General features: G+C 56.6%; 11 protein-coding genes. 9 read left to right on the top strand and 2 right to left on the bottom strand.

Annotated features, from left to right (window positions below):
- Nucleotides 1-48: 48 nt before the first annotated feature.
- Complete coding sequence (locus KF947_RS12380) at nt 49-951, bottom strand: TIGR01777 family oxidoreductase (RefSeq protein WP_227404083.1); 903 nt, start codon at nt 949-951, stop codon at nt 49-51.
- 263 nt (nt 952-1,214) lie between these two features.
- Here KF947_RS12380 and KF947_RS12375 point away from each other — a divergent pair, with 263 nt between their 5' ends.
- The 9 genes from KF947_RS12375 to KF947_RS12335 all read left to right on the top strand — a co-directional run bounded on the left by KF947_RS12375 (nt 1,215) and on the right by KF947_RS12335 (nt 10,167).
- Nucleotides 1,215-2,297 carry an NAD(P)/FAD-dependent oxidoreductase gene (locus KF947_RS12375; RefSeq protein ID WP_227404082.1) on the top strand — a complete coding sequence of 361 codons (1,083 nt, stop codon included), beginning with the start codon at nt 1,215-1,217 and terminating at the stop codon, nt 2,295-2,297.
- Between the two features lie 206 nt (nt 2,298-2,503).
- Nucleotides 2,504-3,424 carry a MerR family transcriptional regulator gene (locus KF947_RS12370; RefSeq protein ID WP_208862676.1) on the top strand — a complete coding sequence of 307 codons (921 nt, stop codon included), beginning with the start codon at nt 2,504-2,506 and terminating at the stop codon, nt 3,422-3,424.
- Nucleotides 3,425-3,506: 82 nt separating this feature from the next.
- Nucleotides 3,507-4,919 carry a deoxyribodipyrimidine photo-lyase gene (phrB, locus tag KF947_RS12365; RefSeq protein WP_227404081.1) on the top strand — a complete coding sequence of 471 codons (1,413 nt, stop codon included), beginning with the start codon at nt 3,507-3,509 and terminating at the stop codon, nt 4,917-4,919.
- Nucleotides 4,920-4,952: 33 nt separating this feature from the next.
- Entirely contained in the window at nt 4,953-5,384 is a 432-nt protein-coding gene (locus KF947_RS12360; RefSeq protein WP_227404080.1) for a nuclear transport factor 2 family protein, read from the top strand.
- A gap of 76 nt (nt 5,385-5,460) precedes the next feature.
- Nucleotides 5,461-6,246 carry an SDR family NAD(P)-dependent oxidoreductase gene (locus tag KF947_RS12355; protein WP_227404079.1) on the top strand — a complete coding sequence of 262 codons (786 nt, stop codon included), beginning with the start codon at nt 5,461-5,463 and terminating at the stop codon, nt 6,244-6,246.
- Nucleotides 6,243-7,610, top strand: coding sequence for an NAD(P)/FAD-dependent oxidoreductase (locus KF947_RS12350; RefSeq protein WP_227404078.1), 1,368 nt, complete (start codon nt 6,243-6,245; stop codon nt 7,608-7,610). Before KF947_RS12355 ends, KF947_RS12350 begins: the two co-directional genes overlap by 4 nt.
- A gap of 8 nt (nt 7,611-7,618) precedes the next feature.
- Entirely contained in the window at nt 7,619-8,407 is a 789-nt protein-coding gene (locus tag KF947_RS12345; protein WP_227404077.1) for a DUF1365 domain-containing protein, read from the top strand.
- A complete protein-coding gene (locus tag KF947_RS12340) occupies nt 8,404-9,672 on the top strand; it encodes an SAM-dependent methyltransferase (RefSeq protein ID WP_133731723.1) in 1,269 nt (422 codons plus the stop codon). The genes KF947_RS12345 and KF947_RS12340 overlap by 4 nt, the downstream gene beginning before the upstream one ends.
- On the top strand, nt 9,673-10,167 hold the full coding sequence (locus tag KF947_RS12335; RefSeq protein ID WP_227404076.1) for a DUF2878 domain-containing protein: 495 nt from the start codon (nt 9,673-9,675) through the stop codon (nt 10,165-10,167).
- Here KF947_RS12335 and KF947_RS12330 read toward each other — a convergent pair.
- Nucleotides 10,164-12,005 carry a putative bifunctional diguanylate cyclase/phosphodiesterase gene (locus KF947_RS12330; protein ID WP_223288619.1) on the bottom strand — a complete coding sequence of 614 codons (1,842 nt, stop codon included), beginning with the start codon at nt 12,003-12,005 and terminating at the stop codon, nt 10,164-10,166. The two genes, KF947_RS12335 and KF947_RS12330, sit on opposite strands and share 4 nt — an antisense overlap.
- Nucleotides 12,006-12,254: the final 249 nt, after the last annotated feature.

Here is a 12,254-nt window from a genome sequence, read left to right as displayed (position 1 = left end):
AGACCCCCGCTTTACCCTAACGCCGCCGCAAGTTGGGCTCGCTAATAGCTAAAGAATCGCCTCAAGCGCCTTGTCTAGAGTAGGGTATTGGAAGTTAAATCCTGCCTCTTCCAGGCGCGCGGGGCGCATATCTGCCCCGGTCAGCAGTAGCCGCGACATTTCTCCAAAGCCCGCCTTCAAGACAAAAGCAGGTACTGGGAAAATGGCCGGGCGGTTGAGATGACTGGCCAGGGTTTTAGTAAAGGTAGCATTGGTCACCGGGTGCGGAGCGCTGCCATTGAAGGCACCGCTCAAGCCCTCTTGATCGATGAGAAACAGGATCGCTGCGACTAAGTCGTCGCGGTGAATCCACGGCATAAACTGCTCGCCGCTACCAAAACGGCCGCCTAACCCCAGCTTAAACGGCGGCAGCATCTTCTCCAGGCTGCCTCCACCCGCCTCTAGCACTAAGCCAATGCGCACAATCGCCAGCCGCACGCCCATGGCCTCAATAGGCTTAGCGGCTGCCTCCCACTGTTTGCACAGACGATGGGCGAACTCATCGTTGGGCATTGTTTCCTCGGTTACCACGCGCCTGCCCTGATCGCCGTAGTAGCCCATTGCTGACCCCGATACCACCACCTTAGGCAGCGGCTGGCCGTTAGCTTTGAGCTGTTCGCAAAGCGCCACCAACTGCTCGGTCGCCGCCACCCGGGAGTTAATCAGTTTGGCTTTCTGCTCATCGCTCCAGCGCTTGGCGGCAATCGGCTCACCGGCCAGGTTAACCAAGGCGTCCGGCGGCGACTCAATGAACGCCTGGGCACTATCGCGAATGTCACAATTGTTCGGCAAACGATCCCGCACTTGGTGAGGCGAGCGGGAGACCACCTGCACCTCGTGACCCTTTTCAACTAACTGCCGGCATAGTCGCTGGCCGACAAAGCCACTGCCTCCGGTAATTAATACGCGCATGGGGTTTTGCTCCTGTTAGATGGCATCGTTGCAAGCCTTCATGGCTGCACTATTGCATAACGGCACTGTTTAGATTCATAACGGCACTATTTATAAAGGCACTGCTTATAACGGCCCTATTTACCGCTGCTTACAGCTGCCTTGGGATAGAAACACAGCTAAGCAAATATAATTAAGATTAAATTGTACGATATTTATACACAAATGCTACAATGCGCTTTCACAACGATTAATTCGACCTCTTTTTCACGTTGCGAGTGCTCATGGCCAAACTGCTACCGCCGCTTCCCGCCTCTCAATCAGTCGCTATCATCGGCGCAGGCATCTCAGGACTTGCCTGCGGAGAGGTATTGGCCAGCAGTGGCGCCAACGTCACGCTGTTTGATAAAGCCCGTGGCCCCGGTGGGCGTATGTCAAGTAAACGTAGACCCAGCGCAACGCTTGATTTAGGCGCTCAGGCATTCAGCGTGCGCGACGTAAACTTTCAACGCGCGGTCGATGAATGGCTTGCAGCTAGCTGCATAGCTGTTTGGCCAACCCGTACCTATCAGGCTAGTTCACGCGGCTGGCAGGCGCACAATGATGGCCAAAAGCGTTACGCCGGCGCGCCCAGAATGAGCGCCTTGACGCGACATATGGCCGATTCGCTAACGGCCCAGCCCAATGCCGAGCTGCATACCGGTACGCCCATCGCCATGCTTGACCCCACGCCCAACGGCTGGCTACTAATAGACGCTGCCGGGTCTCGCCACGGGCCTTATGCCCAGGTCGTGATTAGCGCGCCTCCTCCTCAGGCCCATGCGCTGATCGAACCCTGGGACGATGCTTTGGCAGCAGCCTGTTTAACCCGAACACAGCGGGCCTGTTGGGCGGGATGGGCAATTTTTGACGGGCCGCTCCCCGCCGTACCCGGTGTTGACCCAGATTGGCAGATGGCGCGTATCACGCATCCATCCCAGGGCTCAGTGCTTAATTCAGCGCTTAATATAGTATCCCGCAATCAAACCAAGCCGGGGCGCAACACACAGCCGGAAAGCGTCAGCTTATTGGCGCAGCTTGAGTGGAGCGAAGCTCATTTAGAGCAGCCTGCCGAGTGGGTGGCAGAACAACTACTCACCGCCTTGAAGGGCATTTTCCCCACTGCAGTCACCTTCCCCCGGCTCGTTGAGACGGGCGCCCACCGCTGGCGTTATGCGCAGCCATCAATTTCTTGTAAGCATGATTACTTATACAGTGAGAATGACTTGGCCCTGTGCGGTGACAGCTTCCGCGACGGCCGCGTTGAGGATGCCTGGCTCTCCGGCCACCGTTTAGGAGAGGCACTAATAGGCCGGTCGGTTCAATAAGCAAGGGGCTTAAATGATTAAGAAGGATTCTTATAAAGGTTGTACCGGGTAGCGACAAGTTGTACAAATGGGCATACAGTATCGTGCTAATGTTTAGTTTTTAAATCAGGCAACCTTTAAATGGAACATGAATCACCTTCGCCGCGGCGAACCATGACAGGCCCCTGCAGCGCCGCGCTGCAGTTAACAAAGAGGTACTGGCGCCCATGAGTCTTAAGGCGACCCACCCACCCGATACGCCACTCTATCCAATACGCGAGGTTTCTCGCTTAACGGGGGTGAATTCGGTCACGCTTCGCGCCTGGGAACGACGTTACGGGCTAATTCGCCCCCAGCGCACTCCGAAAGGTCATCGTCTTTACGCTCAGGACGACATTACCCGCATCGAACGCATCCTGCAGTGGCTCAATCGTGGTGTGCCGGTCAGTCAAGTCGCCGACTTGCTTGACCAGCCAGAGACAATTGAAGCCCCGACACCAGATGCCGGCGACTGGGCAAGCCAGCGCCAGCAGTTGCAAGCAATCATCGAAGCGTTGGATCTTCCCAAGCTGGAAGCGGTTTATCACCAGAGTTTAGCGCTCTACCCGCTAAGTGTGGCCATTAACGAGCTCTGGCAACCGGTCATCTTAACCTTAGAGGCCAAGTGGGCCGTTCAAGCGGATCAGTTAGTGCGCCGCACGTTGGAAGCCTTCCTACGCAGCCAGGTGGGCATCCGCTTGCACTACGCCAATCAGGCTACCCGTGGCCCGCTGATTCTACTCAACGCCATGCCCGACGACCCAGGCCCTCTGTGGGTGCTGATGTCGGCGCTAATGGCCAGCGAACAGGGCTACCGGGTGCAGATGCTTGACCACTCGCTGCCGCTGGAGGATCTCCCCCAGGCAGTCGCGCGGCTGCACTCTTCTATGGTACTGCTCTCTAGCGGTCAGCGGGAGAGCGATAGCTACATTAACCAGGCGCTGCCTAAAGCGGCTGAGGCGCTTAACGTGCCCATCGGCGTATGTGGCGAAGTGGCTCGTCTGCGCGAAAACGATTTGCGCGATGGACCGGTACACATGCTGGGTGATGACCTGCCTCAGGCGATTGCCCGTTTGCGCCCACTGTTACGCGAGTCTGGCGTACTCTAACCAGCACGCTTTTATCCTGGCCGTTCGCCTATGTGCGACCGGCCATTTTTTTGTGCCGCAGGAGCCTATGACAGGAGAGCCTATGAAACGTCAGTTGATTTGGCTGCGCAGCGACCTGCGTATTGACGACAACAGCGCCCTCGCCGCCGCCGCGGCTAAGGGCCCTGTGATAGCGGTGTTTTTGCGCAGCATTCCTCAGTGGCAAGCACATGGTCACGGCGCTAATAAGCTGGATTTTTGGGCGCGCGGCGTCGCTGCCGTCAAAACAGCGCTCAACGGTTTGAATATTCCGCTACTGCATCGCGATATTGAACGCTATGACCAGACGCCCGAGGCACTGCTTGAGATCGCTCGCCAATATGATGTTGAGCAGTTGCACTTCAATCACGAATACGCCCTCAATGAGCGCCGCCGCGACCAGGCTGTGCAGGACGCCTTTAAACAGGCCGGGATTACCGCCCATGGCTACCATGATGGCGTGGCTTTTGCCCCCGGCAGCCTGCTAACCGGCAAAGGCGACTACTACGGGGTATTTACGCCGTTCGCCAAGGCGTGGCACAAGCAGGTCAGCGCCGACCAGTTAGCGCTGCGCGCGACGCCACAGGTACAAGCAGCGCTGAATATTAAAAGCGACCCGCTGCCTGCCCTGCCCGAACTTGCAAGCGCCCCTGTCGATGGGCGGCTATGGCCTGCCGGAGAGAACGCCGCGGCAGATAACCTGGCACGCTTTTTACGCTTTCGTGGCCGTCACTATAACGCCCAGCGCGACCTGCCGAAGGTACGTGGCACCAGCGAACTATCGCCCTATCTGGCGTTAGGCATGATCTCCTATCGCCAATGTCTACAAGCGGTGATGAGCGAAAACGGCGGTCACCTGGCCGATGGCGATATCGGCCTTACCACCTGGGTCAACGAACTGATCTGGCGGGAGTTTTATCAGCACGTTGCGGTAGGCTTTCCCCAGGTGTGTCGCTACCAACCCTTCCAGGAACACACCAAGCAGTTAGCCTGGCGCGACGATGATAAAGGCTTTCAAGCCTGGTGTGAGGGGCGAACGGGCTACCCTATCGTGGATGCTGCCATGCGCCAGTTAGTGACGACCGGCTGGATGCACAACCGGCTGCGTATGATTACGGCGATGTTTTTAAGCAAGCACCTGCTAATTGATTGGCGACGCGGTGAAGGCTTTTTTATGCGCCACTTGGTTGACGGTGAATTCTGCGCCAATAACGGCGGCTGGCAGTGGGCAGCCTCAACAGGCACCGATGCCGCTCCTTACTTTCGCATTTTTAACCCCACCACCCAGTCCACACGCTTTGACGCTGAAGGCGAGTTTATCGCCCACTGGCTGCCTGAGCTGGCCAAATTACCCGCCAAAGCGCGCCACGCGCCGCAGCAAGATCTACTCACCGATGTCGACTACCCAGCGCCTATTGTCGACCACAAAGCAGCACGTCAGCGCGCCTTAGAGGCGTTTAAGTCGCTCTCTAAATAAACCTTTTGTTAGCAACTGCTAGGGGAGACCGTGATGGCTGAGCCTGCGGCATTAGAGGCGTTCTGCGCCTTTTTTAATAAACTAGACAATACCTGTACAGAAAAGCTATACGAGGTATATACTGAAGATATTGTATTTAGCGACCCGCTGCATAAGATCGCAGGCCGCAAAGCGTTAGAGCGCTATTTTTCAACCATGTATGAAAATGTTGAGCAGTGCCAATTCCGTTACCACGTTCGGCAGTTACAGGGTCAGCAAGCGTTCGTTACCTGGACTATGACGTTTATCCATCCGCGCTTGGCAGGTGGTAAACCGGTCGAGGTCGAAGGCTGTAGTGCGCTTACCTTTGCTGATGACGGTCGCGTGCAGCGCCATCGGGACTATTTTGATGCGGGCGCCATGCTCTACGAACATTTACCGCTGATGGGCAGCGCCATCCGCTGGTTAAAAAAACGCCTGGCTTAATCACACGATGAATAAGCCGAACACGCTTTGAGGGCTGGTCAGGTGCAACAGGAAGGCCTTTATGAGGAAAGACTTGATGAGCACATGGAAAACGCCCCAACGTATTTGGTTAACCGGTGCCACCTCCGGCATTGGTGAAGCGCTTGCGCGTAAGCTCATCGCCCAAGGCCATCAGGTGGTGCTTAGCGCACGCAACGCTGAGGCACTCGAAACACTGTGCCAAGGCCACACCAATGCCCACCCTCTGCCGCTGGACATCAGCGACCGGCAGGCAGTGCTCAAGGCGGGTAACCACATTCGCGACCAGCTGGGGGCGTTAAATTTGGCGCTCTTTAACGCCGGCACCTGCGAATATCTGAATGCTCAGCAGTTCGATATGGAGTTAGTCGAGCGGGTTTTTAAACCCAATCTATTCGGCACTCTGTACGGCGTTGAAGCCGCACTGCCACTGCTGCGCGCTGCGCGCAAAGAGGGCCTTCCGGCCCGGTTAGCCGCCACCTCCAGCGCTTCGGCCTATTTACCGCTACCCCGCGCGGAAGCCTATGGGGCGTCTAAAGCCGCGGTAAGTTACTTTTTAGAGTCACTGCGCTTGGATCTTGATCAGGAGGGCATTGAGGTCAGCCTGGTTCACCCTGGCTTTGTGAAAACGCCTCTAACCGAACGTAACGACTTCCCTATGCCGATGCAGGTGACGGCAGAGCAAGCAGCCGATGCCATTATCGCGGGGCTGGTGAAGGGGCGGCTGGATATCCACTTCCCACGCCGGTTTACCTATATAGTCAAATTGCTGGGCATTTTGCCCCCCGCTCTGCGCCGTCAGATTGGTCTGCGCATGACCCGCAGCCAAAAGGAGGCGTCATGAGCACCGTGTTATCACCAAGACCGGGGGCGTCACAACGTATCGCCATTGTCGGCAGCGGCATTAGCGGCATGGCAGCAGGTTGGTATCTCTCCGCCCAGCACGAGGTCACCCTGTTTGAGGCGGATTCACGCCTGGGGGGGCACACCGCCACCATGGACGTGAACGTTGCAGGGCAACCCTATGCTATCGATACCGGCTTTATAGTCTTTAACGACTGGACCTACCCGCACTTCCAGCGCCTGATGGCCACCCTGGGTGTCGCCTCACAAGCTACTGAAATGAGTTTTTCGGTACACGAGACAGCGCGGGACTTTGAGTACAACGGGCATACTTTGGGCTCGCTGTTTGCCCAACGACGCAATTTATTGAATCCCTCTTTTTATCGCCTGCTGGGCGACATTCTGCGCTTTAACAAGCAGGCTACCAAAGCGCTGGAGAGCCAACAGCTTCCCGAGCATATGACCCTGGGTGAATACCTGGATCGCAACCACTACAACCGCGATTTTCAGCAGCGCTACTTACTGCCCATGGGGGCTGCCATCTGGTCGGCCAGCATCAGTGATTTACGCGCCTTCCCGCTGGCGTTTTTTGTGCGTTTTTTTCGCAATCACGGCCTGCTATCGGTCAACCACAGGCCCCAGTGGTACACTCTGGTGGGCGGCTCCAAAAGCTATATTCCTAGCCTAACGGCGCCTTATGCGTCGCGCATTCACCTCAATACACCGGTCACCCGGATTACCCGCGACAGCACAGGCGTTGTTATCACTACACCTTCCGGCACCCAGCGCTTTGACCAAGTGGTGCTCGCCTGCCACGCCGACCAGGCCCTGGCCATGCTGGGCGACGCCAGCGGCGACGAGCAAGCGATCCTCGGCGCCATGCCGTACCAGGATAACGAGGTGGTACTGCATACCGACACCGCTCTGCTGCCGCGCCGCAAGCGCGCCTGGGCGAGCTGGAATTACCGCCTGGATCAGCGCGATAGCGAAGCACGGGTATCGGTCACTTACGCTATGAATATTCTCCAACGGATAGAAAGTGACACTACGTTTTGCGTGACCCTGAACGACAGCGCCAGCATCGATCCCAGCAAGGTGCTGGGCCGCTACACATACGCGCATCCGCAGTTCACCCTGGCTGGCCAAGCGGCTCAGGCGAGACACGCCGACATTTCGTCTACGGCCCATCGCACCCACTTTTGCGGCGCTTACTGGCGTAACGGCTTCCACGAAGACGGCGTGTGGAGTGCACTGCGGGTGGCGCAGGCGTTAGGCTGTGATGAAGCCGTCCCACCGCCTGCGGCACCTTCCGCGTTGCCTGCCCATGAACTGCTAACGCCGCAAGGTGCCGAGGGGCTGGGGTGATGGCTAGCATGATCACTGAGACAACGGCTGGAATAACCGCCCAGCCGCGCTCGCGTATCTATCGTGGCACGCTCCGCCACAGGCGCTTTACGCCCAAATCCCACTCCTTTAGTTACCAGCTATGGATGGCCTGGCTGGATCTGGACGAGCTGCCCGAGCTGTTCGACAAGGTGCCCGGCTTTAGTGCTCGTCGCCCTGCGCTGGCACGCTTTCGCCGCGAAGACTATCTGGGCCCGGTTGATCGCCCGTTGAAAACCGCCGTGCGCGAAGAGCTTATTCGTCAATTGGGCAGTGCACCTAATGGCCGTATCTGCGTGCTGACCCAGCTACGCACGCTGGGCTGTATGTTTAACCCTATTTCCGTCTATTACGCCTACGACCACCTGGGGCGACTGACAGCCGTATTAAGTGAGGTCACCAACATGCCCTGGCGCGAGCGCACCTGCTACGCCATCGCTGTGGATCCCTCACGCCATAGTCACCAAGCGCATTTCGATAAAGATCTCCACGTCTCACCGTTTAACCCCATGGAGATGACCTACCGCTGGAAATTTAACGCCCCCGGCGAAAAGCTCTTTTTGCATATGGAAAACTGGCAGGATCAGCAGTGCCATTTTGATGCCACCTTAACCCTTGACGCCTCTCCCGCTATCCGTAGCGCGTTGCTAAAGACCTTGGCTCGCCAGCCATGGATGAGCCTGAAAACCATTGCGGGTATTCATTTTGAAGCGCTTCGTCTGTGGCTAAAGCGCGTGCCCGTCTATAACCACCCCAAGCGCAAGGAGACTTCAAAGTGACGACCCTGCGTTCCACGCCCCCTAATCTTCAGCCGGTTGCGCAAGACCGCTTAACCAAGTGGCTAAAGCCACGTCTGATGGCCCAACTGGACACCTTTCGCGGCGGCCGTATCACTCTGATTGAAGGCAATCAGTGCCATCACTTAGGCCAGCAAGGCCCGCTGCAAGTGACCGTGGTGATACGCCACTCCCGCGCCTGGAAACGCCTCGCCTTTGGTGGCACCGTCGGCGCAGCCGAGTCGTATATGGACGGCGACTGGGACGCCGATGACCTGGTTGCCCTGGTGCGCCTGTTCGCCGCTAATCTTGAGCAGGTGAATACTAAAATGGAGAACGGCAGTGCCCGTTTTGCCCGTTGGCTATTGGGCGCCGCCTACCGCTTTCAGCGCAACAGTTTAAGCGGCTCGAAACGTAATATTGCCGCCCACTACGATATCGGCAACGACCTTTTTTCTACGTTTTTAGATCGCCACCACTGGATGTATTCAAGCGCCGTTTTCCCCTACCCGGAAGCCAGCTTGGAAGAGGCTTCTACCTATAAGCTTGATTTGATGCTTGAAAAGCTCGACGTACAACCACAGCATCATTTGTTGGAAATTGGCACCGGCTGGGGAGGACTGGCGATTCACGCCGCCAAAACCCGTGGCTGCCGTGTAACCACAACCACCATTTCGGACGAGCAGCACGCCCATACTGCTCAGCGCATTCGAGAAGAGGGATTGGAAGATAGAATCACCCTGCTTAAGCAGGATTACCGTCAATTAACCGGCCGCTATGACCGGCTTATTTCGGTAGAGATGATTGAAGCGGTGGGGCATCAGTATCTTGATACCTACCTCAACAAGCTGGATAGCCTGCTCACCGACGACGGGCAGGCCATGCTGCAAGCCATCACCATCCGCGATCAGCGCTTTGAAGAAGCCAAACGCGATATGGATTTTATCAAGCGCTACATTTTTCCTGGCGGCTTTCTGCCCTCGCACCACGCCATGTTAACCAGCGTTATGCGTAAAACGTCGCTGAACATTGTCGCACTGGATGAAATTGGCCCGCATTACGCGCGCACCCTGCGGGAGTGGCGCCACCGCTTTGAAGCCAGCCTGGAGCAGGTGCGAACGCTGGGCTACGACGAACGCTTTATCCGCATGTGGCGTTACTACCTGTGCTACTGCGAGGGCGGTTTTATCGAGCGCTCTATCGGCACTTGCCACCTACTGCTGGCGAAACCCGCGGCGAAACCCATTCCGCTCACCGGCGCGCTCTAAATGGCATCACCCAAGTGGCAAGCGCTGGTGTTGAATGCCCTGCGCTTTGAAGCTGGCTGGCTCCTGTGCGTGCTCGGCGGCTCATGGGTTGCCGCCATAGCAGGGGGCAGCCTGTTGGCCTGGCACCTGTGGCGCCGCGCGCGGCCTGGGGAATGGCAATTTATTGCCGGATTTGCCCTGCTGGGACTGATGATTGATGGCGGTTTGCAGCTGCTGGGTGGGTTCGATTTTAACGATCAAACGTTGGTGTTAGGGCTTCTACCGCTGTGGCTATGGATGCTTTGGCCGCTGTTTGCCACCCTGGTTCATCACTCACTGGCGTGGCTGTGGCGCTATCCATGGCTAGCCGCGCTGTGTGGCGCCATTAGTGGCCCGCTCTCTTATTATGGCGGCGCACTACTGGCAGAGGTAACCCTGGCGGCTTGGTTGCTCCCCGTTCAGGCGCTCGTTTGGGCGTTGCTCTGTATGGGTATTAGCCGCTTTTACAGGCCTTAAGAAGCGGAGGGTGCGGCGATTGGCGCGGGTACTAAACGTTTTTCCAACTCCGCGGCGGCTAGCGGCCGGGCAAAGTAGAACCCCTGTACGGACGTGCACCCGGCATTAACCAGGAACTGACACTGCTCTTTGGTTTCAACACCTTCGGCAATCACTCCTAGTCCCATGCCTTCCGCCATCGCTAAGACTGCCTTAACAATTGAGGCGTCTGCCTGATCGTGTGGGAGGTCTTTAATAAACGCCCGATCCAGCTTGACCTTATCCACAGGCAAGCGCTTTAAATACCCGAGCGACGAGTAGCCAGTGCCAAAGTCGTCAATAGCAATCGCAAAACCTTGATCACGCAGCGCCTGCAGGCGTGGCCCCATATCCCCCGCACGCTCATCAAGTAATACTGATTCGGTCAACTCGAGGCCAATCTGCGAAGGCTTCAACTGATAGCGATTGAGGCAGGTCGCCAATTGACTTTCCAGATCGCCTTGAAACAGCTGCAACGCCGAAATATTGATCCAAATTGTTAGCTTGGGCATAGCGCTATTCCGCCAGTGGGCCTGCTGGGCACAGGCTTTTTCAATTACCCAGGCGCCCAGTTGGCTCATTAAACCGTGCCGCTCGGCCAAAGGAATAAAGTCGCCTGGGGAAATCATGCCATCCTTGGGGTGACGCCAACGCAGTAGCGCCTCCATGCCCACCAGCTCGCCGCTGCCAGGGTCATGCTGGGTTTGATAATGCAGCTCCAGCTGGTCACCGGAAATAAGCGCAGCGCGCAGATCGCTGACTAGCGCCAGCTGAGGGTTATCCTGCTTATCCAGCGCTGGGCGAAAACGCTGGCTTAAGTTACGTCCCAGCCGTTTGGCACTGTAAAGCGCCGACTCTAAGCGCTGGAACAGCACACCTGAGTCGTTACCATCTTCAGGCACGCGACAGCTGCCAATCGTCAGCCCTAAGCGCAGCGAGTGGTCATTAATTTCAAATGGTCGGCTCATATGCTCACGCAGAGTGGCTATCCACTGGTCGTGATCATCAAAGGTGGTGGTGCGAATTACCATAAATTCATCGCCACCCAGGCGCCCTACCACGCTCCCTGCCACATAGCTGGTTAACCGCTGGGCAAAGCGCGCTAAAAGGCGATCACCCTGCTCCACGCCTAGGCTATCGTTGACTGATTTCAAGCCATCGATATCCACCAGCGCCATATCCAGACTCTCACCTGCACGTAAATGGCGTAGCCGTGAGGCAAGCAGATCATGAAGGCGCCGTCGATTGGGCAGCCCAGTAAGCGGGTCTTCATAGCCGATACGACGCAAATCCCGCTCACGCGCTTTTTGTGCCGAAATATCGGTAAACAGATTAATAAAGTGGGTAATGTTGCCACGTTTGCCGGTCACAGCACGGACTTTAAGCCACTCAGGGTACTCGTCGCCGTGTTTACGGCGGCTCCACATTTCACCTTCCCAACGCCCGGTGCTTTTCAACGTACTCCAAAACGTTTGATAAAAGGCTTTATCATGGCGCGGGGCTGCCAGCGTCTCCAGTTTCAGCCCCTGAACCTCTTGGCTTGCGTAGCCGGTAATTTCGGTAAATGCTGGGTTCACAACCATCACGCGATTTTGCGCATCAGTAATCACCATGGCATCGCTGGCGAGGCTTAACGTATCTTGTGAAAGGCGCAGACGTAGCCGCTGTTGACGCTCTTGCTTCCAGGCGTCCCACAGCCCAAGCGCAACTAGCGTGGCAGCCACCAAGCGTAACATCGCATCGGGCAACCAAACACAGGCGGGAAGCGCCGTCAGTGCGACCCAAACTAACGGGCGATTGAGTGAAACTGGAAGCCACATGGCGATTCGCTATACCCTATACAAATTAACGTAAATAAAAATTAGCGTTAGGTGCCATGCTGATCATGCCGCCTAATAAGATACTTGGATACCCTATTTTACGGCAATGAATCGTTTATTGTGCACAATCAGCAGCTGTTGCACTAGATGCTGCCCATTGAAGTGCTATCGGCCAATCCGCGAAAAACTCTAGTTATGGACGATAAATAGCCTGTTACGTGCATTCAGCGGTTTCGGGAAGTAGACTAG

It is taken from the genome of Halomonas sp. FeN2, assembly GCF_020595105.1.
Lineage (GTDB): Bacteria > Pseudomonadota > Gammaproteobacteria > Pseudomonadales > Halomonadaceae > Vreelandella > Vreelandella neptunia.
The sequence above is the reverse complement of the archived record's forward strand: the minus strand, read 5'-3'. Positions and strand labels throughout refer to the sequence as shown.